The following is a 24,528-nucleotide window of genomic DNA, read 5'->3' on the forward strand; positions in this document are numbered from 1 at the left end:
TCTCAGGTTTGCGCGGCGTGTTGTTGGGTGGCGTGCCGCGTGTTTGCGGCGACGCTGAAGGTGGCGACCTGAACCTGCGCGGCAAGCGCGTCGAGGCTTGGGCGATCGGGCAGATGAGGACCGACGCGCGCCAGCTTGCCTGCGGCAAAGGCGGTGGCGCGCCGGCCGAGTTCCGGCCATGGGCGTACTTCGACGAGACTCGCGATCAACCCTGCCACGAGCGCATCGCCCGCGCCGACGGTGCTGGCGACCGGCACGCGCAACGGCGCGGCGTGCCAGCCTTCATACGCAGGCGCGGCGTCTGGGGCAGCGGCGTTGGAGGCACGCGTGACGCCCAGCGCTCCGCGCTCGCCGAGCGACACCACGACGTGCGCAATGCCGCGTTCGACCAGTCCGCAGGCCGCATGGATCAACGCGTCTTCGTCGACGAACGACAGACCCAGTGCGGCTTCCAGTTCGGCCCGGTTCGGTTTGATCAGGTCCGGCAATTCGGCGGCGTCGGTTGCGGCGAGCGCATCGGCGAGCGGCGCGCCGCTGGTATCGAGTGCGACGCGCGCGCCCACGGCATGCAAAACCCGCGTGACGCTACGATAAAACGACACGTCGACGCCCGGCGGCAAGCTGCCCGCCAGCACGAACCAGCGGCCCGGCACGGCCAGCTCGACGATGCGCTGCTGCAGGGCCGCGACATCCTCGGCGCTTGGCAACGAGGTCGCGAGATTGATGTCGGTCGTCTCATGGCGCGCGGTGTCGACGAGTTTCACATTGATACGCGGCCGTCCGGCGATGCGCACGAAGCGGTCCACAATCCGCTTCTCTGCAAACATCGCCTCGAACGCCGCGGAATCGTCGGAGCCGAGCAGACCCGTGGCGATGGTTTCGATGCCGTAGTCCGCGAGGCAGCCGGCGACGTTCACGCCCTTGCCACCCGCATTGAATTCGAGCGACGCCGCGAGGTTGACTTCGCCGAGCGCGAGATTCTCGACGCACACGGTCTGATCGAGCGCCGGATTGGGCGTAACGGTTACGACGGTATTCATGCGGCGGCCTTGATTTCGGCGTTGTCCAGCGCGCGCACGGCATCGACGTCTTCGCAATCGAGTGCGCGTCGCGCGAGCGCCTGCAGCGCATCGAGACGCGAGCCGCGCAGCCGTGTCTTCACGGCGGGAATATCGCGCGAGCTCATCGACAATTCGTCGACGCCGAGGCCTGCGAGGATCGACGCACCCAGTGGATCGCCCGCGAGGCCGCCACATACGCCGACCCACTTGCGATGCTTGCGGGCGCCATCGACGGTCTGCTTGATCATCCGCAGCACGGCCGGGTGCAGACTCTCCGCCATGCGCGCCAGCTCGGGATGCTCGCGGTCCACCGCCAGCACGTATTGCGTCAGGTCGTTGGTGCCGATCGAGAAGAAATCGACCAGCGCCGCGAAGTGATCGGCAAACGCGGCGGCCGATGGCGTTTCGACCATGATGCCGAGCGGTACCTTGGGCGCGTCGAGTTCGGCGCGCACGGTTTCCGCGAGGGCGATGGCCTGGCGCGCTTCGTCGAGCGTCGAGACCATCGGGAACATGATCCACAGCGGGCCTTCTTTCGCCGCGCGATACAACGCGCGCAATTGCGGCACGAACAGGTCGGGGCGGCGCAGGCACAGACGCACGCCGCGTACGCCGAGGAACGGATTCGATTCGTGCGGCAGGTTCAGATACGGCACCTGCTTGTCGCCGCCAATGTCGAGCGTGCGGATGATCAACTGGCGCCCGCCGCTGGCTTCGATCATGCGCCGGTAGGTGTCGTATTGTTCATCCTCGCTCGGCGCGTCGTGACGTTCGAGAAACAGGAACTCGGTGCGCATCAGCCCAACGCCGTCCGCGCCGTTGGCGAGCGCGTCGCGCACCTGCTCCGGACGGGTGATGTTGGCGCCGATCTCGAGGACGTGGCCGTCGAGCGTCGCGGCCGGCAGCGCGCGATTGGCGGCGGCACGTTCGGCCTGCTCAAGCAGGTGCAGTTGCGTTTGACGGGCCCGTTCGCGGTCCTGCGCCGACACGCCGACATAGAGGCGCCCCGAGGTGCCGTCGAGCACCGCTTCGCTGCCGTCGGCAATCTTCAGCAACGACGCGCCGCACGCCACCGCGGCGGGCACGCCGAGCGTGCGCGCGAGGATCGCGGTATGCGAGGTCGGGCCGCCGGACACCGTACAAAAGCCGAGTGTCACGGCCGGGTCGAGCATCGCGGTGTCGGAGGGCGTCAGGTCTTCGGCAATCAGAATCGCGGGCGTGTCGAGACGCATAGGTGTGGCGACGTTTTCGCCGAGGTGTTTCAGCACGCGCCGCGCGACGTCGCGCAAATCGGTGGCGCGCGCGGCGAGCAGCGGATCGGGCAAGGCGGCGAGGCGCGCCGCCTGTTGCTCGGCGGCCTGATGCCACGCCCAGGCCACGCCGTGACCATCCAGCAGCAGACGTGCCGCGTGCTCCAGCAACGTGCTGTCGTTCAGCAACTCACGATGCGCGGCGAAGATTTCGCCCTCGGCTGCACCGAGGCGAGCGGCCGTGTCGCGGGTCAGGGCTTCCAGTTCGTTAGCGGTGCTATGGAGTGCGGCATCGAGCTGATGGGTGGCGTCGACGGTATTGCCGGGACGGTCCTCGATCTCCAGTTGCGCGGCCCGCAGCACGCGCACGGTGCCAATCGAAAAGCCGGGACCGGCACTGACACCTTCGAACACGTCGGCCGGATCCAGCGGCGTCCACAACACCGGTTGCGCCTTCTGACGGCGAGCACGGGCCGCGGCGGCGCGCTCGTGTTCCTCGGCCGAGAGCGCCTCGATGGTCCGCTTCAAGGCCACGAGTGCATCGCCTGCGTCGACGCCTTGCGCGGACAGCACGAGCTGCGCATTCGCGCTCGCACCCAGTTGCAGCAGGCTGACGAGGTTCTTCGGATCGGCGGCGGTGTCGCCGTGACGCACCCGCAAGGCCGCCTGATAGCGTTTCGCGGTGGCGACCCATGCGCTCGCGGGCCGCGCGTGCAGGCCGTGCGGATAGTCCAGCACGAGTTCGACGCGCTGTTCGAAGTCGGCCGGGGTGCTGTCGACGACGCTCGGACCCGTATGGGCAACCGCACCGTTCAGGGCGTCGACGAGAATCTGCGGATCGCGCGCTTCGACCAGCGTGCGCAATTGTTGCGGATCGCCGATCAGGCGCGTCAGACGCTGCAGCAGCGTGATGTGCTCATCGGACTGCGCGGCGATCGCCACCACCAGGTGAGCCCGTTCGCCGTCGTGCCATTCGACGCCCTCGGGCAATTGCAGCACCGCTACGCCCGTGCGGCGGATCAGGTGGCGGTCTTCCTGCAAGCCATGCGGAATGGCGACGCCGTTGCCGAGATAAGTGTTCGAGACCTGCTCGCGACCCTGCAGGCTCTCGAGATAGCCGGGCTCGATGAAACCCGCTGCAGCCAGCAACTCGCCGGCCTGGACGATCGCGTCCTGTTTCGAGGCGGCACGGGCGTTGAGTCGGACCAACTCTGCGGTAAGCAGCGACGGCATCGCGTCTCCTGGATAGGATCGTTAAAGTGAGCGTATTGGAATCGATACCACATTGAGAGTCAAGCGCTCCCGTGGTCTGCGGAAATTCGCTGGGATTCGCGCAAAGCCAGCTAGAATGGTCGGAGAAGGCCGTGTGCCAAGTGTTCGGCGCTGGGCGGCCGTCGGACGGCTACAAAGGGAATCCAGGGAAAATACCGATCAGCTTAAGGAATCGATACCACTTTCATGAATCTACGAATCAAGGATGTTGCGGAAGCGGCAGGGGTGTCGGTCACCACGGTTTCGCGCGTGCTGTCGAATAACGGCCCGGTGCGCGACACGGTCCGGCAACGCGTGCTGAGTGCGATCGAGCAGTTGGGCTACCGGCCCAATGCCGCCGCGCGCCGTTTGCGCTCGGGCGACACCGCGACCATTGGCCTGATCGTCTCGGACGTGCGCAATCCCTTCTTTACGGAGGTCAGCCGCGCCGTGGAGGACGCCGCGTATCAGCAGGGCCTGCGCGTGATCCTGTGCAACACGGACGAGAACCCCGAGAAAGAAGCGATGTACCTGCGGCTGATGGAAGAGGAGCGCGTGACCGGCGTGATCTATTCGCCGACGCATGACGCCGCGCAGCGTTTCAAGGCGCAGCACTACGATTTCCCGGTGGTGATGATCGACCGGCCGGGGCCGGCGGGCAGCGCGGATGCGGTGGTGCTGGATAACCGCGATGCGTCGGCGCGTCTGGTCGAGCATCTGGTGGAGCGGGGCTACCGGCGCATTGCCGGCCTGTTCGGCAACGCCAGCACGACTGGCCGCGAACGTCACGAAGGTTTGATGGATGCGCTGCGCCGTCATGGTTTGCCGGCGCAGGCCGAGTTTGTCGATCCGAATCCAGACAGCGCCTTCGTGCATGTCGGTGCGTGGCTGGCCGGCGAGCGCGACACGCGTCCCGATGCGATTGTCGCGAGCAATGGCTTGCTGCTGCTCGGCGCGTATCGCGCCATGCGCGCGTGGCGTGCGCGCAGCGCCACGTCGACCGATGACGTGGCGCTGGCCGGTTTCGACAACGATGCGTGGACCGACCTCGTGTCGCCGGGCGTCACGGTGATTGCACAGCCCGTGTACGAGATCGGCAAGAACGCCATGCAGTTGCTGACCCAGCGGCTGGCCGATCCGTCCATGTCGACCCGCACGCTGGTATTGCCGGGCGAACTGGTGATCCGCGGTTCGACCGAGCGGCGGGTGCTGCCCGTAGGCGGCTAGTTACTGCACCGTCGGAGGGAGCGGCGGCGCTGGCAGGTGTCAGCGCGCCGATCGAGAGCAGGCTGCCGAACATGAGCGCGGCGGCCAGACACTTTTTGAGCAGGGTACTCATAATATGGGTCCTCGTAGGGACGTGGGTCAGAACGGGGTGAAGGATGCGCGGAGCGGTCAATCCGCCGTATCGGTCAAAAAATGACCGGGGCCGGGTGATGGCGCGTGCATCTTCGCTTTGCGGCGGCGTCCCACGAGGTGCCGTGACGTCTCGTCACAATGAGCGGCGCTGGTCGGCGCCGTCGAAGCGGCGAACCTCCGGACAGAACTCAAACAGGTCGACATCTATGGCAGACGCTTCAACCATCCGTGCACTCGACGCCGTCAAGGCGCTGGCGTTCATCGGCGACCTCAGCATGGGCCAGCCGACGGATCATTCGCTGCGCACCAGTTGGCTGGCCGCGCGGCTCGCTGCCGAGGCCGGCCACGACGACGCGCAATGCTGCGTCGTGCAGGAGGTGTCGCTATTGCGCTGGTCGGGCTGCACGGCGAACGCGGCAGGTTTTTCGGAGTGGCTCGGCGACGATATCGGCGGCCGCGAAGCGATGCTCGCCATGCGGCCCGGCTGGGGCGGCGAGGCTGACGTCGAAGGACGCATGGAGGCGACGATCCAGCCGCTCGCACAGATTCACTGCGAGGTGTCGGGGGAAATCGCCCGCATGCTCGGTCTTGAGGAGATGACGCAGACGGCGTTGCGCCACATCTTCGAAGCCTGGGACGGCGGCGGCTTTCCCGAACGGCTCGATGGCGCACGGGTGCCGCAAGCGGTGTTTCTGGTCGCGCTCGCGAGCGACCTGGAGATTCTCAGTCGTGTCTACGGGCTGGAGGGCGCGCAAACATTGATTGCGCAAAAGGCCGGCCGCCAATACCCGGCGGCGCTGTCGCGGATAGCCTGTGAACGCGCGGCTGGCTGGCTCGCCGAACTCGACCAGCAAAGCGCCGCAAACCGCGACGCGACGCTCGATGCGCTGCCCATGCAGCAATCCACCGCGCCTGAAATCGTCGCCGACGTGATCGATCTGAAACTACCGTGGATGGCCGGTTATTCGCGGCGTGTGGCCGAAGCCGCGGCGGGCTGCGGGACGCGCCTCGGCTTCGACGCGGAGCTGCGTCAACGGACCTATCTGGCCGGCCTGATTCACGGCATGGGACGCATGGCGGTGTCGAATGCGATCTGGAACACGCCGGGACGCCTGTCGCCCGCTGCGTGGGAGAAGGTGCGGCTGGTGCCGTATTGGACGGCGCGCGCCGGCAAGCAGATCGGGGCGCTTGCGCGGGAAACGGAGATTGCCTCGCAGGCCTACGAACGGCTCGACGGCTCCGGTTATTTTCGCGGCGCGGCGGGCGGTGCGATCGGAGCGGAAGCGCGCGTGCTGGCTGCGGCGGCGTGCTGGGTGGCGCTGCGCTCGCCGCGTCCGTGGCGCGCCGCGCTCTCCACCGACGAGGCTGCTGCCGTGCTCGGCGAAGAAGTGCGCGCGGGACGCCTCGACGCCGGCTCGGTGGATGCTTTGTTGTCCTTCGAGACAGACGGTCACGAGCCGGCGGCCGATCGAAACCGGCCGGCCGCGGCCCGTGCCTCGCTGCTCTCGCCGCGTGAGGCGGAAGTGCTCAAGCACATCAGCCTCGGCGCAAGCAACAAGGAAGTGGCCCGCACCCTGCAGATGAGTCCGAGCACGGTACGCACGCATGTGGAAAGCGTGTTCCGCAAGCTCGAATGCTCAACCCGGGCCGCCGCTACCTTGAAGGCGTCGACGCTCGGGTTGATCTGAGCTCGCGTTGCGCGATTTATAGCGGCGCGCCCTTGTTCTTGCCGTCTTCCGGGAAGTCCGCGCCGACGGTCGTGGCTTCCCAGGTGTCGAAATCCTTGCGCAGGAAATCGAGCTTCTTGCGGGCCAGTTCGAGCGCGGTCTTGCCGAGCAGCAGCCGCAACGGCGGCGTGTCCGAGAGCGCGGCGTCGATGATCGCCTGCGCGGCGCGCACCGGATCGCCCGCCTGGTTGCCGCTGCGCGCCGCGGTCTGCTTGCGGCGCTCGCCGGCGGTGGCGGCGTAATCGTCGATCTGCGTGGCGGACTGCTTGATCGACGGCCCCGCCCAGTTGGTGCGGAACGGTCCCGGCTCGACGATCAGCACGTCGATGCCGAGCGGCTTCACTTCGGTCGCGAGCGATTCCGAAATGCCTTCCACCGCGTACTTGGTGCCGTGGTAATAGCCGGTGGCCGCAAAGCTGGTGAGGCCGCCAATCGACGACACGTTGACGATCAAGCCGCTGCGTTGCTTGCGCATCACCGGCAGCACGGCCTTGGTCATGTCGACCAGGCCGAACACATTGGCCTCGAACATCTCGCGCACGGCCGCGTCTTCGCCTTCCTCGATGGCGGCCAGATAGCCGTAGCCCGCGTTATTGACCAATACGTCGATGCGGCCGAAACGCTCCTTGGTCGCTGCGACGGCGGCGTCGATCTGCCCGCGATCGGTGACATCGAGCGGCAGGACGAGCGCCTGGCCGGCGTGACCTTCGGCGATGTCCGCGACTTTCGATGCATCGCGCGCCGTGACCACCGCGCGCCAGCCGCGTGCCAGCACCAGTTTCGCCAGTTCGCGGCCGAAGCCCGTTGAACAGCCCGTGATCAGCCAGACGGGGTTGTCTCGATTCATCATTTGGGAAACTCCTGTTCGTTTTGCAAAAGCAAAGGGAGTGGATGTGCCTCACGGCGTGGTGAGCCGCGACGGACACAGGTGACGGGGGCGAAAAACATGCCTGACCGACCTCCGCTTCGCACCGGCTGCATGCGTGGTGCGTGGAGGCGTCGTTGCTGCCTTGTGCCGCAGGCGCGCCGGGTCGCTGTGCTTGCTTGCGTACGGTACGTACGCGAAGGGCGCCTGGAGGACGGCAAGATAGCCAGACTATTGTCGCTGATCTGGCGATTCGGCGTGAGAACGCTGCCATGCGTCGTGGATTGCCGCACAGGGCGCGTTGGCCGGGGAGGGCGTGCGGTATTCGGCTCGGCGAGCTTTGATCGATAGACGCAGCGCGTGGCGGCTGCAGGGACGAACGGGCGACCGCTGGGTTGGTGCCGCTCGCGCCCAGGCGGGCGGAGAAGCGTCAGGCCGTCAGTGCAACACCAGCATGATGGTCGAAGCCACAACGATGATGAAGAGGCAGGCTGCGGTCAAAACGTCATACGGATAGGTCATTTTGGGTAACCCTGAACGTAGTGAATTGATGACCCAATCATAATCTCAAAATAGCGCGGTTGACTGTCAACGATTGCAAAATATTGGCATTGTGTGGCGTTTGTAGGCCTTCAAATTTCGTGCTTCACATTCCCGTAGAGCATGTGATCTGCACCGAAATGTCGTTTGAGGCCGGGCGGCGATTTCGCTTCAATGGAGAGACGGACAGTTGGGCCAGACGCGGCGATCGTGCTCGCGCCTGTGCGACTGGCCGTTTATCTGGAGCGTCCATGTCTACTTTTGCTGAACCGTCCTTGGGATTCTCTTCGTCCTCTCCGCCCTCTCCGCTCTTGCATCCTCGCGGCACGCCGGTCCGCTCGTCCACGCCCGGCGATCGCCAGGCGGTCGTCGCAGGTCTGAGCTATCTCGCGCCCACCGCGCAAAGACCGGTCAGCTATGCCTACGATCCGCCCGCCGGCGAGCCGCGCGAAAACTGCGCCTATGTCTCGCACGCCATGCCGATCACCGACGCGCGCAGCCTGGCCGGAGGCGCCTCGATCCATCGCGAAGGCTTCGAACTATGGGACGCGCCGAGCGCCGTCAAAGACTTCTTCGACGAGGAGGCCGTGCGCTCGACCTACTACGCCGAAGCGGCCGAGCTCGCCCTCGCGGCGACCGGCGCGCAGCGGGCCTACGTATTCGATCATCTGGTGCGGCGGCGTGAACCGCGGCGCGCGGCGCTCACCTTCGGGCGGCGTGGCGAGGATGGGGTGGCGGCCGCCAACGGCCGCATCCATAACGACTACACGGAGGCCTCAGGACGCAGCCGCCTCGCTCGTGTCCTGACCGATCCCGCGCTGGCTGCGCAGGTGCGGCGCTACAGTATCGTCAACGTGTGGCGCTCGATCAAAGGTCCGGTGCTGGACACGCCGCTCGCCGTCTGCGATGCACGCACCGTGCTGGCGGCCGATCTGGTGAGCAGCGACGTGCGCTACCCGCGCCGCACCGGGGAAATCTACGTCGCGCTGCATTCGCCGTTGCACCGCTGGTCGTATTTCTCCGCGATGGATCGCCACGAGGCGCTGGTCTTCAAGCAGTTCGACGCGCAGATGAGCGGCGTGGCGCGCTATACGCTGCACGCGGCCTTCGATCATCCGCAGGCACCCGCCGATGCACCGCCGAGGGAAAGCATCGAATTGCGCTGCCTGGTTGTGTATGAATGAGTGTGTACGAACGAGTGTGTACGAATGAAGGAGTAAGTCCGATGACCACCGCATTGTTTGACACAAGCTCGCCGGCGATCGATTTCTGGTTCGACTTCGGCAGCAACTACAGCTACCTGAGCGTGATGCGGATCGAGGCGCAAGCCGCGCGGCATCACGTGAAGATTCGCTGGCAGCCGTTCCTGCTCGGTCCGGTGTTTCAGGCACTCGGCTACGAGACGTCGCCGTTCGTACTGCAGAAGGAGAAGGGCGAGTACGTGTGGCAAGACATGGCGCGGCAGTGCGGCAAATATGCGCTGCCGTGGCGCAGGCCGTCGGCGTTTCCGCGTCGCGCGTTGCTGCCTCTGCGAGTGGCGATGCTGGGAGCCGACGAGCCCTGGATCGGCGCGTTTTGCCGCGGCATCATGCGCTTGAACTTCGCGCAGGATCGCGAGATCGACTCGCCCGAGGCTGTGAGCGAGGTGCTCATGCAACAGGGACTGCCGGCGCAAACCATCATCGCCGACGCGCTCGCCGATGCCAACAAACTGGCATTGCGCGAGCAGACCGAACGGGCGCGAGCGAAGGGTGTCTTCGGCGCGCCGACCTTCTTCGTGGGCGCGGAGATGTTCTGGGGCAATGACCGGCTGGACGATGCGCTGGCCTGTGCGGCAGGGCTGCCGCTTGCGGGCAATTGAGCGTTCGCCGTGACGCGGACGGGGCCGCCGCTCCGCCGCGTCGATGCCTCACCGTCTCAAACGCTGCGTCTGCGCCTCCGACTCGATCCATGCCGCGACCTGACGCACGGCGTCGCGCGCGTGGTCGTCGCCGTGGAGCAGCCAGTACGCGTGGGAGGTTTCGCTTGCCGCCAGCGCGGGCGCGAGCTGGATCAACTGCTGTGTATCGAGCAGCGGCTGGATCAGTTCGAGTCGCCCGAGCGCAATGCCGTGGCCGGCAAGCGTCGCCTGGATCACCTGGTCGTACTGGTTGAAATGCAGGACCCCTTGCGGCTTCACCTGCTGCAGACCGTGCGCGGCCAGCCAGTCGGGCCACTGCAGCCACTGATGCCGCTCATCGTCGAACTCCAGCAGCGTGTGCTGCGCGATGGCGCGCTCCGAGCGCAAGGTCTTGATGCCGAGCGACGGATGCGCCACCGGCGCGATCGATTCGCCGAACAACTGGATTGCGCCGGCGGGCGCGAGCGAGGGCGAGGTGTAGCGAATCGCCAGATCGATGCCGTCGCGGCGCAGGTCGACGAGGCCGTTGTTGGCGCTGACACGCACATCCACGCCCGGATGGCGCTGCTGAAAGCGGCTGAGGCGCGGCAGCAGCCAAAGCCCCGTGAAGCCGATGCTGGCGCTTAACGTCACCGGGCGCGGCACGCCCGTCGTGCTGATTTCGCCGATGACATCCTGCATCTGTTGCACCGCACCGTCCGCGCTGCGAAAGAGCCGCTCGCCCTCGGCGGTGAAGCTGATGGCGCGATGGCCGCGCACCAGCAGCTTGGCGCCGATCTGTTCTTCGAGCGCATGGATTTGCCGGCTGACCGCGGACTGGGTGATGCACAGGTCTTGCGCGGCGAGGGTGATGCTCATGCGCCGTCCCACCGCGACAAAGCCGCGAATCAGTTCCAGCGAGGGCAAGCGGACGAGCGGTATTGACATTCGCATGGCGCATGTGAGGCTTCGATTGGACCATTGGAGCATACGCGCCGGGGTCGCGCAATCGGATGCGGAGTGTGTCGCCTGGCAGAGGCATTCGCCCGAAGCGCGAATTCAGGCTCGGGACTGACAAGGCACGCCGCGACCGCACCGCGAAGCGCATCGGCAATCAGGCCAGTCATACTGACAGCACGCTGGCAGTAGCCCCTCCCTAGAATCATCCTCAAGCTCACATTCGAGCCTTTCCCATCAAGGGTTGCGGAGATTCAGCCATGAAGAAGACTTATCAGGGCAGTTGCTATTGCGGCAAAGTACGTTTCGAAGCGGATATCGACGTGAATGTTGGACGTCGACGGTGCAATTGCTGGATCTGCGCGAGGCAGCGCGCCTGGGAGACGCTGGTGAAGCCGGAGGATTTTCGCCTGCTGGCCGGCGAATCCGAACTGGGCGACTATCAGTTCGGCGCCGGCAACGGCCACCACCTGTTCTGCCGCAACTGCGGGGCTGCCAGCTTCGGACGCGGCGTGGTGGATGCAACGGGCGTCGAGTACGTATCGATTGCCGCGGGGTGCTTCGACAATGCCAATCCCGTTCTGACGCAGGGACTTCGTGCGCACGCGCGACTGGAGGCTGCGCGATGATGAGCCTCTACTTTGCGCCCTTGGCGTGTTCGCTTGCCACCCGTATTGCCTTGTACGAAGCGGGCGCGCATGTGACATATATCCAGGTCGACACCCGCACGAAGCGCTTGCGCGACGGCTCCGATTTCTATCCGGTCAGCCCGCTTGGGCAGGTGCCGGTGCTGCGTACCGAGGAGGGCTGGCTGCTGAGCGAGAACGCGGCGATTCTGCCTTACGTGGCGGATCGCTTTCCGGCCGCGCAACTGGCGCCGGCCGCCGGCACCTTGCAGCGCGCCAGATTGCAGCAATGGCTGGGTTTTATCGGCACGGAATTGCACAAGGCGGTGTTTATCCCGCTGCTCGATTCTCACGCACCGGACGAGGTCAAACGCTATGCACGCGAGAAGGTTGCGCTGCGGATGGAGATACTGCAGAAGCAGCTTGCTGAGACCGACTATTTGCTCGACGGTTTTAGCGTAGCCGATGCCTATCTGTTCGCCGTGCTTAACTGGTCGCCCTACACCGGTGTGGATCTGGCGGCATGGCCGGCAGTTGGCGCTTACTACAAACGGCTACTGGCGCGCGCCAGTGTCGCGGAGGCGTTGTCCGAGGAGATGGCGATTCATCAGCAGGAGGTGACGCGGCAGGCGGCGCGCTAGCGCTCGTGCTGGCTGTGCGGGTGGTGCACTGTTTGCACGCGCCCTGGACTGAGATGAGGACTGCCTGGCGGTGGCGTGGTCGATTCCACGCCGCCGCTATGCCAAAGCGGTAATCGTCAACTGTCGGATTGCTGGCAGAAGCGGCGTCCCGGAATATGCGACACCACCGCCTGAGCGATTTCGAGCGGCGTGCTTTCGGCGGGCACCACGCGGCGGCATGAGTCGGGCGTGTGCTTCATGGTCCATTCGACCAGCCGGTAAGAGCGTCCCCATGGCGGCTGCAAGGGGTCCGAGACTGTGCAGGATTGAATCTGGCGCACCCAATCGTGGCCGGGCATGGCCCGCAGATGTTCGAATACCGTATCTTCAACCATGGTGTGTTGTTTCCCTCGCAGGAATGCGCTGCATCTCGCGATGCGCCGGCAGCATCCCCAGGATAAAAAAACGCCGCCGATACTCAGGCGGCTCAACAGGGGATGTTGAGTGTCATAGTTGCAGGGGAAAATTAAGCCAGACTTAAGACCACGCACAAAGAGCTGCGATTTGCGCTTTGTCGCTCGCGCGCTTGTATCCGATTGTTTCCGTTTCTGCCGTTTGGTGCTCCTACGCGGTGTGACCCTCAAGACCGCGTAAAAATGGCCGTTATTAGAGCCGTTGGGGTTGCCGATCCCGCCTCGCCCTCGGGCTGCCTTCTCTATATCGTGACCAATCTCGCCCAAACGCCACTCTCCGACCGCCTGCGCGCGCTTGTCGATACCGTGCAGCACAACGAGCGCACGTTGCGCCGCTTCCAGGATGTGGAGTTACGCCTGATCGGTGCGCAGGATTTCGCTTCGTTTCTCGATACGCTGTTTGTCCACTTGCCGCAGGAATTCGCGCTTGCGAGCGTGAGCGTCTGGCTCGACGACCGCGCGCCGATGTTGCGCGATCTGCTCGAACCGGCCGCCCTGCGCGCGCTCGACCAGCATCGCCTGAAAACCAGCCGCGAGGGTGGGCTGGCGGCTTCACGCCTATGCGAGACGGGTCGGCCCTGGCTTGGGCGCGTCGGCGAGATGGACGCGGTCTCGTGTGCGACGTTTTTCGACGATGCCGCCATGCCGGCCAGTGCGATCGTGTTGCCGCTGGCGGCGGGCAGGAAGGTCTCCGGCTATCTTTGTCTCGGCAGCCAGGATTCGGCGCGCTTCGGCGTCGGTATGGCGACCGATATTCTCGAACGCTTCGCCAGCATCGTCACGGCCAGTCTCGACAATGTCGCTCACCGCGAGCGGCTGAAGCAACTCGGCATGACCGATTCGCTCACCGGACTTTCCAATCGCCGCTATTTCGATGAACGGCTGCGCGAGGAAATCCAGCGGGCGGCGCGTTATTCGGTGCCGGTGGCGTGCCTCTTTATCGATGTCGATTGTTTCAAGCGGATCAACGATACCTACGGCCATTTAACCGGCGACCGCGCGCTCGCAGCGGTGGCCGCCTGTGTGCGCCAGCAGGTGCGGCTCGGCGACACGCTCGCGCGCTACGGCGGCGAGGAGTTTGCCGCGCTGCTGCAAGGGGACCGCTCCGACGCGCTGATTGCCGCCGAGCGCGTGCGCCATGCAGTCGAACGGCTCGATCTGCAGGACGACAACGGCGAGCGGATTGCGTTGACGGTCTCGATCGGCGTGGCGGCACGCACGATTGTGGGCGGTGGGCATGATGCGGCCGCGCAGGGCCAGTCGCTGATCGAAGCCGCGGATCGCGCGATGTATCAGGCGAAGAACAAGGGCCGTAACCGGGTTGAAGTGCTCGGCGACGATGTGCGCGAAGGCGGCGATAAGGTCTGATGCGCACGCGCGTCCTGCAGGCGCTCTGAAGACTGTGGCCCCTGGCATCCCCCCAGGGGTATCAACCGCTAGCCCAATCATGACGTGTTGACACAACCTATCCCCCTGGATAGGATGCGTCACATGGACAAAAACACACTCCACCAATCGCATCCCGACATCGTGCTTCGCCTGAAGCGTGCCGAGGGCCATTTGCGCAGCACGATCGCGATGATCGAGGCCGGTCGAAATTGCGTCGAAGTCGCGCAGCAGCTTCACGCCATCGAGAAGGCCATCACCAACGCGAAGAAGGCGCTTATCCACGACCACGTGGATCACTGCCTTGACGCGCAGTCGAGTTCGGACGTCGAGTCAGCCAAAGCAGCGCTCGCCGAATTCAAGGAAATCAGCAAGTACCTTTAGGACCGTCTCATGAGTCTCCTTTCTTTCCAGCACCTGGACACCAGTTCAGCGGTGCTGCTGGTCGGTGCTGTCCTCGTTGTCGGCATCCTGCATACCATCGTCCCGGACCACTGGGTTCCCATCACGCTGATTGCGCGCCAGCGCGGCTGGACCCGAGGGCAAACCGCACGCGCCGCGCTTCAGGCCGGGACCGGGCACGTCGTCACCACGCTGATCCTTGCGGCCATCGTATGGCTGGCGGGTGTGGCCGTCGCAGCGAAGTTCGGTCACTGGATCGATACGATTTCGAGCATCGCGCTGGTCGCGTTCGGGCTGTGGATCGGCATTTCCTCGTGGCGCGAGCTGCGCTCGGGCGATGGACATGGGCATAGCCATGGTCCGCACGGACATAGTCACGACTTCTCGCATCTGGCGGGAGGCAGGGGCGCTGCCGATTCGATTCACGGCCCCGAATTGCAGCGGATGTACGGGGAACATGGCGTGCTCGAGCTGTCCATCTACGAGTTCGGGCAAGCCCCGCGCTTCCGCTTGACTGCAACCCGGCCGCAGACGGTGGAGACCTTGACGGTCGAAACCCGCCGGGAAGACGGTGGCCGCCAGACCTTTGCGTTCGAGCGACGCGGCGCGTATTGGGAATCGGTGGAGGATATCCCCGAACCCCATGGCTTCGACGTCAATCTCACGGTCAGCCACGAAGGCCACGCCCATGCGTATCAAACCGCTTTTGCCGAGCATGAGCATCATCACCAACACGACGACCACGACCACCACGCACACGGGGCCGCTAGAAAAACCTCGTCGCGGACCGCCTTGCTGTTGATTCTCGGCTCGTCGCCGATGGTCGAAGGCATTCCGGCCTTCTTCGCGGCCGGCAAGTACGGGCTGAGCCTTATCCTGATCATGGCAATCGTCTTTGCTGCGAGCACGATCCTGACCTACGTGCTGCTCTGCGTGTATTCGACAGCCAGTCTGCAGCGCGTGAAGTTCGGTGCGCTCGAACGTTACGGCGAGGTGCTCAGCGGCGCGTTCATTGCGCTGGTCGGATTGACGTTCTGGGTGTTTCCCGTTTTGTGATCCCGGCAACGGCCGGGATGCCAAAAGCGCGGCGCGTCACACGCCGCGCCTCCGTTAAACGGCTACGCATCGATTCGAATGAGAGAGGGGGTGACCTGCTTATCGGCGCGCGGGGACCTTAACTTGAGTCCGATGTTTTGCTGGGCGTGTTTGGCGGTGGGCGATGCAATACACTACGTCGCATGCGGCAGACGCGCAGACCGCGGCCGATGCCATCGTACGAAACGCCAAGGGAAAATCCATGACGGATCCGGCTCACGACACGTCCGACTTTCGCCGGCAGCGCACTACCGGCATAGCCGGCATCGCGGCTGCTTCGCTGTTTGCAGCGGCGCTGTGGTTGGGTATCGACTATTCGATGTCGCCGCTGCCGGGCATGGACAGCCTCGGCGCCCGCATGTTGCTGACGCTGAAATGCTGCTGCGTTGCCGTGCTGTTCTGCCTGGTGACGGGCGTCGAAGCCGTGGCGCACGAGCGCTTGACCTCGCCCGCATTCGATCCGCTGGTGGGCTTCGAGACACGCCGGTTGCGCGTCAATCAAAGGTACCTGCAGAACACGGTCGAGCAGATCATCGTGTTTGCGGCGGCGCTGTTCGGCCTTGCCGCCTATTCCCCCGACGGCTCGGCCATGCGTGCGGTCGTAGCGACAACCGTGCTCTGGATCGTCGCCCGGGCCGCGTTCTGGCTCGGCTATCAACGCAGCGCGGCAATGCGTGGACTCGGAGCGCCAGGCATGGCGGTCAGCATGTTCGTGCTGCTGTATGTGACGAGCCGGTTCGGAGGCGAGATTGCGGGGACGGTGGGAGCGATTGTGCCGCTTGCCGTTTTCTTCGCGATCGAAGCGGTGTTGTTTTGGGGAACGCGCCCAGTGAAAAAGGATTGATTCGATAAGGCCGGCTTGCGTGGCCGCTCACCAGGGAACGACTCTTCCCAGGTAGTCCAGATAATGCAATCCGCAGCGCCCTTCGTAAGCCTCGATCGTGCTCAGCAGGTTCGGGATACTTTCCTCGATACTCAGACGCGCCCCAGGACCGCCCATGTCCGTTCTGACCCAGCCAGGCGCCATCAGGAGCAAGGTTTTCGGGTCGTCTTGATGGCGCGCCGCAAAGCTGCGCATGAGCATGTTGAGCGCCGCCTTGCTGGCCCGGTAGACCTCGTAGTTGCCGTTCGTGTTGTTGGTGAGGCTGCCCTGACCGGACGACATGACGCCGATGGTTCCGGTCGGCCGCACGAGGTGCTGAAACGCCTCGACTATCCTCATCGGACTCAACGCGTTCGTCACCATGACGCGCACGAATTCCTCGGTCGAGACATCGGCGATCGTTTCCCCATCGTCGTTCTTGACGCCGGCATTCACGAACAGCACATCCAGTTGCCGATCTTTAAGACGACTGAGCAATGCGGCGACCTGGCCGGCGAGCGTGATGTCGACGGCTTCGACTTCCAGCGCGCCCTCGGCGCTTGCCGAGAGTTGGCGCAGCTTTTCTGTTGAGCTTTCTCGCCCGGTGGCAATCACGCGCCAGCCGCGCTTGAGGTATTCCTCGATCATGGCGAATCCGAGGCCACGCGATGCGCCGATGAGAAGGACGGTTTTCTGCGGAGAATGGTCTTGCATGGATAACTCCCTGTGAGCGAGACCCGCCGGAGCGCGACGTTGAGGCGCCACGCGCGGGTTGATGAGTCGGTACAGGAAATATATCGACGTGAGCGGCACGGCGGAAGACGCAGCAGTTGCACTTATAACCTGCATCGAACGCCATGTCTGGACGGGCCATGCTAGGATCGGACATGCCAGAAGCCGATCTGAATCTACTCGTTGCGCTCGACGCATTGCTTGCCGACGGCAGCGTGGCCGGCGCTGCGCGTCGACTGGGATTGAGCGCCTCGGCGATGAGCCGAACCTTGACCCGGCTTCGCGAGGCGACCGGCGACCCGCTATTGGTTCGGGCGGGGCGCCGTATGGTATTGACGCCTCATGCGGAGGCGCTGCGTCAACGCACGCAGAGTGCGGTTCATGAGGCACGTGCCGTACTGCGTCCGTCAACGACGGAAGCGGATTTTTCAACGCTGCAGCGCACCTTTACGATTCGCGCCAACGACGGTTTCGTGGAGGCCCTCGGCGCCGCACTGATCGCCGCGGTGACCGCAACTGCACCGCATGTGTGCTTGCGCTTCGCACCCAAGCTTGAGAAGACGGCGGCGCACTTGCGGGACGGCTCCGCTGACCTTGAAATTGGCGTGCTGGGCGAAATGGGCCCGGAAGTCCGCGTGCAGGCCTTGTTCCGGGATCGCTTTGTGGGTGTGGTCAGACAGGGTCATCCGCTTGCCATGGAGCGTGAGGTGACAGCCGAGCGCTACACCGCCTTCGGCCATGTCGTCGCGTCGCGACGCGGCCGCACAAGCGGACCGGTTGATGAAGCGCTGGCCGCGTTAGGGCTGCAACGAACGGTCGTGGCCGTGGTTCCGAGTTTCCCCGCCGCGCTCGCGGTGGCACGCGCCTCCGACCTGATCGCCCTCGTGCCTGCGTCCCTTCTGGGCAAACAGATTGAATCGCAGGCATGGTCCGCATCCGCTACCGCTCATGCCTTCGAGCTTCCCGTGAAGACCGGGGAGATAACGGTATCGCAGATGTGGCATCCCCGTTTAGAGGTCGATCCGGTTCACCGCTGGCTCCGGCAACTGACGCTCACGGTGTGTCGGGAACGGCTGCCCTTGTGAAGCGGTAGCGTTCGCTGCACGGCCGTTGTCACGGGTGGGCGCGCCGGCGCCTGCGACACGGCTCCAAACCACGAATGCCACTTTCACCCCGTATGGCTGACGGACTGCATATCCGTTCGAGCCGCGCACCGATGCCGAAGACAGGTCCTTGGCGAAGAGCAGGGTGGAACTCGTACGCAGCAATGCAACCACTACGGCTGTCGAAAAGTACTGCTTCATGATGTCCGCTCCAGAGCGATGACGAAGTCACCGTTGCATTTGACTGTAGCGGGCGCAACGGCCCCTTTCGTTACGTACCGGTTACGTCGGTTTACGTGCCGCCTCGCGTCTGGACGGCGCTGCTTCTGCACAAGACGCATTCCGCGGCCTTACCTGTTCACGCTTCGTAAACCGCCGCAACCTCTGTAAGGATTGCTTGGGCTATAAGTTTGTTTTCTGTCCGCGACGCTTCATGCCATGACCACGAATTCAATCCGCCCACCCCACGATTTATTCGAACCGTGCGGGGTCACGGAGCCTTATGTGTCCCGGATGGCAAACCGCCTGCACCGAACGCTCGACTCGCTGTTTGGGCGGCTGGCGTTGCTGGTCATCGTCGTGTTGCTGCTCTCGCATTTCGCCGGATACGCGCTGTTTCGCCTCGAAGGCGATCAGATGCAAGCCCGCTATGCCGTGGAAGAGGCCGTGTTCCTCGTGGACGCCGTGCGCCAGCACATCGCCAGCACGCCTAACCTGCCGCTGCCCTCGCGGGTGCGGGTCGTCGAACTGACGAGCGCGACCGTTCCGCCGTTGCCGACGCATACGGACACGCCGTTCAGCCGCTTTCTCGACGCGGTGCGCGAGCGGATGCCGCCGGGCACCGAGGTGCGCGTCGGCAAGCTGGGCAAGGCTCCACCTACGCTGTGGGTGCATCAATCGGGGGATCGCGACTGGATCGTGGTGCCGCTCCAGCCATTGGGGGGGCCTCGTCCGCTCGAGAATACGGTGCTATGGCTTACTCTCATCTTCGTTTCCGCCGTCATGGCAGGCCTCTTTGCGGCGTGGCAATTGCAGCAGCCGTTGCGCTCGCTCGCCAGCGCGGTGACCCGCTTTGGCCGCGGCCAGCCGGTGCCGCCGGTGACGGAACGGGGTCCGCGCGAATTGCGTCAACTGACGCATGGCTTCAACCAGATGGTCCAGGAAGTGGCGCGCACGGAGAACGATCGTGCGGTGATGCTCGCGGGGGTCGCGCATGATCTGAAGACGCCGCTCGCGCGGCTGCGCCTGCGCGCCGAGATGATGGACGAGGTCAAGGTGCGCGACGGCGTGGTGCGCGACGTCGATTCGATGACGCATATCGTCGAGCAGTTTCTGGTGTTCGCTCACGACGGCGCCGATCGCAGCGAAGCCGTCGAGGTGGATGCGCAGTGCGAGCGTGTGGTGCGCAGCTACCGGGCCGTGGGAGAGGGCGCGGCCCGCGTGCTGACCGATCTGAAGGCGGGCCCGGGCTTCCTGCTGCCGGCCGCTACGCTCGACCGCATTCTGTCCAACCTGCTCGACAACGCGCATGCCTATGGTGCGCCGCCTGTCATGGTGGCGACCACTCGCACGTCGATGGGCTACGCCTTGTCGGTGCAGGACAGCGGCGGCGGAATTGCGGCACAGGATCTGATCAACGCGAGCCGACCCTTCGTGCGGCTCGACCCGGCGCGCGGCGGCAGCGGTCATAGCGGGCTGGGGTTGACGATCGTCGAACGGCTGGTGCGGCGCGCCGGCGGGGAATGGGAACTCGGCAATCACGATGGCCGCGGCCTGCGGATATTGATGAGCTTCCCGCTTGCGTCTATTCCTGCGCCCATCCTGCTGGCGCCGCTCGTGCCTGAGGCGTTGGGGTAGCTCAGGCCCCGCTCAGGCACCCGCTCAGGTACCCGGTAAGCCGGTCACCTGGCATGACGCAGGTGACCGGCTCTTCGAGGCTGTCAGCGTGGTTACCCGCGCGTGCCGTTAGAACTTGTGACGGATGCCAATGCTGACCATGTCTTGCGAACTGGTGCCTGCCACGCCATACGAACCGATAGACGCCTCGGCGCTGCTGACGGTGCCGTCGCTGTTCAACTGATCGCCACTGGCGTGTTGCCACGCGCCGACCAGGTACACGTCCGTGCGCTTCGAGAGGCTGTAATCCGCGCCGAGCGAAATCTGGTTATACGACGCGCCTGTGTCGCCGCTCGCTCTCGTGTAGCTGTAGCCGAGACCCAGCAACAGTGCCGGGGTTGCCTGGTAGTTCAGGAAAGCCTGCCCGGTGTTGTACTTCTCCGTATCCACGAACGCCGATTGGGCGTCGGCCTTATACATCGAGTTGCTGTAGCTCAGACCGAACGTGTATGGGCCTGCAACGTACTGGGCTGCGACGCGCGCAATGTTGATCGACTTGGCCGTGTCGTAGCCGGAGTTGACCGGTCCGTCGAAGGTGCCGTCCGATGTCGACGACCAGCCCGTCCGCACGGTGGTGGAGTTCGCGTTGTCCGCCACGAAGTAACCGGCGGAGAGCGCGAGCGGGCCGTTGTTATACGCCGCGGCTAACGACCACGTCTGGCCGGAGCCGGTCGAACCCGCTGTCCCGCCCAGTGCATAAAGCCCTTCGACCTGCAGGCCGCCGAACACCGGCGACACATACTTCAGCGCATTGTTGGTACGCGAGCTGTTGTCGTAGTTGTCGACATCGCCCGCGGTCGCAAACGTGCTGCCGAAGTAGTTATCTTCGGTCATGCCCTGAACGAGGTCCACGAGCGGATCGTACTGACGGCCGGCGGTAAACGTGCCGTAACGGTCGCTCTGCAGGCCGACGTAGGCTTGGCGGCCAAACTCCGAGGTGGTGCCGTTATAGCTGCCCATCTTGCCGTTGTTCACGTTGAAGCCGTCTTCCAACTGGAAAATGGCCTTCAGTCCATCGCCCAGATCTTCCGAGCCCTTCAGCCCCCAGCGGCTGCCCGACAGGTTGCCGGAATAGAGTCCAACCTGATTGCTGCCGGTCGACGTGGCGTTATGGGTGTACTGGATCGATTCATCGATGAGCCCGTACAGGGTAATGCTGTTTTGAGCGTAGGCGACTTTGACGGCTGCAACCAGCAGCGCCAGAGTCACAACGGACTTTTTCATTTGCGATTCTCCGAGGATAAGCTTGAATAGCGCAACGCGCGCTGCAATCGGATCGACTGCAACATCCGGATCCTTTCGGGCGAGCATGCGACATTGCCTTTGATATCCGGCTGACTGGCCAACGTTCGCCGGATGTCGTCATTAGCTCACACCGCTTTGCGCGAACCGTTGGCCTCGCACCACAACGGACTTACACCTCCTTTCGTGCTCCGAAGTTAGTAATTAAGGGCGGATCGCGTCGTGTCCTTGCCATGCTAATAACGCGTAAACAGCCTGAAACATCTTTCGTGGCGATCTGAACTATGCTGGGTTCTCAAGGCAGCATCTGGCTTTCCGTATCGAGAGGTATCCCTATGTATCAACGCATGTCAGTCGAACCGCTGCAAGAATCCGGAACCGCCGCGCTCCGTTTTGTCATTGGTAACAGTGCCGCACTGCTCGATGCCAATGAAATCGATAAGCTCATTCTTCAATTGGGCCAGATCCGCGCCCACATGCTGCCGGCGCCGCCGCCGCAACCGGAGGCGTCGACGAGTTACCCACTGGAAATCGACCCGTGCTGGCATGTCGACAGAACTCCGATCTTCGAGGGCGTCGTTCTTCTTCTCCGGCACGCCGGTTATGGCTGGCTCGCGTTTTCGCTGCCCCCGCCGAGTCTTTCCAGACTGGACATGGCGTTGACGGCGCAGCCGTCCATGCAGTTCGCGATGAGTTCCCTGGTCAATTGAACTGTCTTTCAGCGTGACGCGTTCAACGAGGTGAGCAACGGGGATGCGCTGCTGCGGCCCCGTCCTACTCGTAGTTGCTAAAGCGCGAGTCCTGCGGTGTTGAGGACGGCAATGGCGTGTAGCCGGGAACGCTCGCCTTGAACTGCTCGAGCAAGCCATTGTCGACCTTGGAGAATCCCTTGAGTTGCAGTTGCAGCAGCACCCGTGTGCCGCTGGTGGGCTGACCTGTGGTGTCGTCTTCTTCCGTGTACTTCTGTACTGCCAGACCCAGCGACCAGCACTGCGCGTCGTATTGAACGCCGAGCAAGCCTGCAATCAAGCGATGCGACAGCATGTCGTAGTTGATCCGGCCGACGCTTGAGAGGTGGCGAGTCAGCGGCCACTGGGCCGACACAATGACCTGATTTTCGGGCTCATCGTCAATCGTCGTGTTGTCGCGAATGTAGCGATACCCCACGTTGACGACCTCATGGTCCGCCGGCTTCCACGTTAAGCCCGCGGTGACATCGTCGATACGGTCGTACTCTTCGTCGTACTGCGCGGACTGCTCTGCCGAAAAGCCGCGCCCGATCTTGTATGAAGCCCCAACGGTGACGTCGGCGCCGCGCAGGTCGGTTTCCGGTTCGTCGGGCACCAGCGTGACTTCCGGATTGGTGAAATAGTATTCCTGAGCAATCGTGAAGCGTGCGCGCTCGTCGCCCGTAGATGGGTCAATGAAGCGCGTCGTCAGGCCGCTCGTCAGGCGATTCAGATCGGCGACACGATCGCCGCCCACAAACGTGTTGGCCGTGAAGATTTCTGCGAGACCGAAGTCGGCCTGAGCGGTATCGAAGATCGGTGCGAACGTCTGGTTGCGATACGGTGTGTAGACGTAGTAGAGCCGCGGTTCCAGCGTCTGGATATAGTCCGTGCCGAAAATGCGGACGCTTCGCTCGAAGATCATGCCTGAGTCGAGACTCAGCGTCGGCACGTTATAACTGAAAGTCTTGGGTTGGCCGACGGGCGCGGTGCTGCTGATGGAGGACAGATCGTACGCGGCAAAGTGCCATTGCAGCTTCGGCGTAAAGAACCAGTCCGGATGCACCATCGGGTAGCTGACATATGGGTCGAACACCAGGCGGCTGCCCTGGGTGGAATCGGCGGTGGCGATGGTAAAGCGCGTCGCATCGGCGTCGGCGCCGAAATCAAAACCACCGACATTGTATTTCGCGTACTTGACGTCGATTTCCGGTTCGCGGTTGTAAGTCGGACTGGTCGTGAACGATTGCCAGTGCTGATCCCGCAGCAGCACCGACCAGGGCCCATTGTTGTAGGTCAAGCCCGCTTCCTGCTGGAACTCCGTGGTTGACGTCAGCGGGACTGCGCTGCCTTCCGCCAGGTCGGTTGTGACATTCGAATCCGATACGCGGTTGTAGTTGGCGTACACAGCAAAGCCATCACCGAGATTCTGATTGTGGACGAAGCTGATCGCATAGCGGTTGGTTTTGGTAATCGCATCGTCGGGCAGGTAAGAAGCGGTTAGGCTTCCAGAATAACTGGGAGAAAGATAGCGAAAGTTCTCCGAAAGCATTTCGCCGCGCTTCGACAGAATGCGCGGCGTGAGGGTCAGGTCATAGTTCGGTGCGAGATTGAAGTAATACGGAAGCTCGATGTCCACGCCATTCGTCGAGCTCACTGAGAAGGTGGGCGGCAGCAGACCGCTGCGGCGGTCGCCGTTGAGCGGGAACGACATCCAGGGGCTGGCGAAGATGGGTACGCCCTGGAAAAAGATGACGCCATTGCGCGCTACACCGGTATTCGTTGCATTGTCGATATCGAAACGCGAGGCTTTCACGTACCAGGCCGGATCGTCCGCGCACTGGCACGCCGTATACGTACCTTGATGGACCACCGAGCGGTCGTTGTCGACGATATCGATACGCTGCCCACTGCCTGAGCCGCCTGTCAGGTTGAAGCGATACTTCGGCGTCGTCATGTAGCCTTCCGACGCATCGATCCGCATGTGCGCCTCGGGACCGACGAAGACGTCGCCATTCCTCACGACGTGCACGTGGCCGTAGGCATCGGCCACGTCGGTATCTTCGTCGTAGTAAACGGCATCGCCTTTCACGACGGTGACGCTCGCCCGTATTTCGCCGTGGCCCTTAAGCGCGATGCCGGTGTCCGCTACGCCGTAGGCCATATCGGCCAGACCGAATTCGACCGCCGATTCGCCCGCTTGCAGCAGATGCTCCTCGAGTTGCGGCGCAAAGCGCAGACCCCAGGGGCCGTCAAGCGACTGGGGTTGCGCGGACGCGCCGCTGAGTTGCGCGTGAGCCTGAGAATAGGTGAGACTGGCTACCGTCGCGGCGATGGCTGCGAGGCGAGGCGCACGCAGACTCCAGACGATAGACGCGCGTTTCAGGTACCTGCGTAACAACCGCACCGTCATACCGGGTGGTACGCGCAGTTGATAGATCCACTTCCTGCTATCGGACAATGACTCTGGCTTC

At 63.9% G+C, this 24,528-nt stretch carries 21 protein-coding genes; 13 read left to right on the forward strand and 8 right to left on the reverse strand.

Annotated features, from left to right (window positions below):
* Positions 1 to 2 precede the first annotated feature (2 nt).
* Positions 3 to 1,040, reverse strand: coding sequence for a 1-phosphofructokinase family hexose kinase (locus tag P3T42_RS08685; protein WP_429305754.1), 1,038 nt, complete (start codon positions 1,038 to 1,040; stop codon positions 3 to 5).
* Positions 1,037 to 3,544, reverse strand: coding sequence for a phosphoenolpyruvate--protein phosphotransferase (gene ptsP / locus P3T42_RS08690; protein WP_429305755.1), 2,508 nt, complete (start codon positions 3,542 to 3,544; stop codon positions 1,037 to 1,039). Before ptsP ends, P3T42_RS08685 begins: the two co-directional genes overlap by 4 nt.
* 225 nt (positions 3,545 to 3,769) lie before the next feature.
* Between ptsP and P3T42_RS08695 the strand changes: the two genes are divergently transcribed.
* Entirely contained in the window at positions 3,770 to 4,789 is a 1,020-nt protein-coding gene (locus tag P3T42_RS08695) for a LacI family DNA-binding transcriptional regulator (protein WP_429305756.1), read from the forward strand.
* A 338-nt stretch (positions 4,790 to 5,127) separates the two neighbouring features.
* Positions 5,128 to 6,609: an HD domain-containing phosphohydrolase gene (locus P3T42_RS08700; RefSeq protein ID WP_429305757.1), complete on the forward strand. Its 1,482-nt coding sequence runs from the start codon at positions 5,128 to 5,130 to the stop codon at positions 6,607 to 6,609.
* Positions 6,610 to 6,625: 16 nt separating this feature from the next.
* On the opposite strand, the gene P3T42_RS08705 is transcribed toward P3T42_RS08700, so the two are convergent.
* Positions 6,626 to 7,498, reverse strand: a complete 873-nt coding sequence (locus P3T42_RS08705; protein ID WP_074294465.1) for an oxidoreductase — start codon at positions 7,496 to 7,498, stop codon at positions 6,626 to 6,628.
* An 806-nt stretch (positions 7,499 to 8,304) separates the two neighbouring features.
* On the opposite strand from P3T42_RS08705, the gene P3T42_RS08710 reads away from it, so the two are divergent.
* Together P3T42_RS08710 and P3T42_RS08715 are read left to right on the forward strand one after the other, a co-directional pair.
* Entirely contained in the window at positions 8,305 to 9,237 is a 933-nt protein-coding gene (locus tag P3T42_RS08710; RefSeq protein ID WP_429305758.1) for a CmcJ/NvfI family oxidoreductase, read from the forward strand.
* A 41-nt stretch (positions 9,238 to 9,278) separates the two neighbouring features.
* The gene (locus tag P3T42_RS08715; protein WP_429305759.1) at positions 9,279 to 9,914 is read left to right on the forward strand and encodes a 2-hydroxychromene-2-carboxylate isomerase; all 636 of its coding nucleotides are present in this window, start codon (positions 9,279 to 9,281) and stop codon (positions 9,912 to 9,914) included.
* A gap of 48 nt (positions 9,915 to 9,962) precedes the next feature.
* Here P3T42_RS08715 and P3T42_RS08720 read toward each other — a convergent pair whose 3' ends face one another.
* Positions 9,963 to 10,880, reverse strand: a complete 918-nt coding sequence (locus tag P3T42_RS08720) for a LysR substrate-binding domain-containing protein (RefSeq protein ID WP_429305760.1) — start codon at positions 10,878 to 10,880, stop codon at positions 9,963 to 9,965.
* Between the two features lie 269 nt (positions 10,881 to 11,149).
* Here P3T42_RS08720 and P3T42_RS08725 point away from each other — a divergent pair, with 269 nt between their 5' ends.
* The gene (locus tag P3T42_RS08725) at positions 11,150 to 11,518 is read left to right on the forward strand and encodes a GFA family protein (RefSeq protein WP_074294469.1); all 369 of its coding nucleotides are present in this window, start codon (positions 11,150 to 11,152) and stop codon (positions 11,516 to 11,518) included.
* A complete protein-coding gene (locus tag P3T42_RS08730; protein ID WP_429305761.1) occupies positions 11,515 to 12,156 on the forward strand; it encodes a glutathione binding-like protein in 642 nt (213 codons plus the stop codon). The genes P3T42_RS08725 and P3T42_RS08730 overlap by 4 nt, the downstream gene beginning before the upstream one ends.
* A 116-nt stretch (positions 12,157 to 12,272) precedes the next feature.
* Here P3T42_RS08730 and P3T42_RS08735 read toward each other — a convergent pair whose 3' ends face one another.
* Positions 12,273 to 12,530: a DUF2866 domain-containing protein gene (locus P3T42_RS08735; protein WP_074294470.1), complete on the reverse strand. Its 258-nt coding sequence runs from the start codon at positions 12,528 to 12,530 to the stop codon at positions 12,273 to 12,275.
* A 327-nt stretch (positions 12,531 to 12,857) separates the two neighbouring features.
* On the opposite strand from P3T42_RS08735, the gene P3T42_RS08740 reads away from it, so the two are divergent.
* The 4 genes from P3T42_RS08740 (at position 12,858) to P3T42_RS08755 (ending at position 16,335) form a co-directional block, all read left to right on the forward strand.
* Positions 12,858 to 13,976 (forward strand): diguanylate cyclase, encoded by a 1,119-nt coding sequence (locus P3T42_RS08740; RefSeq protein ID WP_429305958.1) that lies wholly within the window; start codon positions 12,858 to 12,860, stop codon positions 13,974 to 13,976.
* A gap of 123 nt (positions 13,977 to 14,099) precedes the next feature.
* Positions 14,100 to 14,378 carry a metal-sensing transcriptional repressor gene (locus tag P3T42_RS08745; RefSeq protein WP_074294471.1) on the forward strand — a complete coding sequence of 93 codons (279 nt, stop codon included), beginning with the start codon at positions 14,100 to 14,102 and terminating at the stop codon, positions 14,376 to 14,378.
* Between the two features lie 9 nt (positions 14,379 to 14,387).
* Positions 14,388 to 15,452 carry a hypothetical protein gene (locus tag P3T42_RS08750; RefSeq protein WP_429305762.1) on the forward strand — a complete coding sequence of 355 codons (1,065 nt, stop codon included), beginning with the start codon at positions 14,388 to 14,390 and terminating at the stop codon, positions 15,450 to 15,452.
* A gap of 163 nt (positions 15,453 to 15,615) precedes the next feature.
* Positions 15,616 to 16,335, forward strand: coding sequence for an MAPEG family protein (locus P3T42_RS08755; protein WP_429305763.1), 720 nt, complete (start codon positions 15,616 to 15,618; stop codon positions 16,333 to 16,335).
* Between the two features lie 27 nt (positions 16,336 to 16,362).
* On the opposite strand, the gene P3T42_RS08760 is transcribed toward P3T42_RS08755, so the two are convergent.
* A complete protein-coding gene (locus tag P3T42_RS08760; protein ID WP_429305959.1) occupies positions 16,363 to 17,067 on the reverse strand; it encodes an SDR family NAD(P)-dependent oxidoreductase in 705 nt (234 codons plus the stop codon).
* A 173-nt stretch (positions 17,068 to 17,240) separates the two neighbouring features.
* On the opposite strand from P3T42_RS08760, the gene P3T42_RS08765 reads away from it, so the two are divergent.
* Entirely contained in the window at positions 17,241 to 18,170 is a 930-nt protein-coding gene (locus P3T42_RS08765; RefSeq protein WP_429305764.1) for a LysR family transcriptional regulator, read from the forward strand.
* Between the two features lie 543 nt (positions 18,171 to 18,713).
* Complete coding sequence (locus P3T42_RS08770; RefSeq protein ID WP_429305960.1) at positions 18,714 to 20,045, forward strand: ATP-binding protein; 1,332 nt, start codon at positions 18,714 to 18,716, stop codon at positions 20,043 to 20,045.
* A 108-nt stretch (positions 20,046 to 20,153) separates the two neighbouring features.
* On the opposite strand, the gene P3T42_RS08775 is transcribed toward P3T42_RS08770, so the two are convergent.
* Positions 20,154 to 21,308: a porin gene (locus tag P3T42_RS08775; RefSeq protein ID WP_074297096.1), complete on the reverse strand. Its 1,155-nt coding sequence runs from the start codon at positions 21,306 to 21,308 to the stop codon at positions 20,154 to 20,156.
* A gap of 353 nt (positions 21,309 to 21,661) precedes the next feature.
* Between P3T42_RS08775 and P3T42_RS08780 the strand changes: the two genes are divergently transcribed.
* Positions 21,662 to 22,036: a hypothetical protein gene (locus P3T42_RS08780; protein ID WP_074294476.1), complete on the forward strand. Its 375-nt coding sequence runs from the start codon at positions 21,662 to 21,664 to the stop codon at positions 22,034 to 22,036.
* Positions 22,037 to 22,100: 64 nt separating this feature from the next.
* Here P3T42_RS08780 and P3T42_RS08785 read toward each other — a convergent pair whose 3' ends face one another.
* Entirely contained in the window at positions 22,101 to 24,467 is a 2,367-nt protein-coding gene (locus tag P3T42_RS08785; protein ID WP_429305961.1) for an LPS-assembly protein LptD, read from the reverse strand.
* Between the last annotated feature and the right edge of the window lie 61 nt (positions 24,468 to 24,528).

The sequence above is a fragment of the Paraburkholderia sp. GAS38 genome (genome assembly GCF_050434965.1).
GTDB lineage: Bacteria > Pseudomonadota > Gammaproteobacteria > Burkholderiales > Burkholderiaceae > Paraburkholderia > Paraburkholderia phenazinium_A.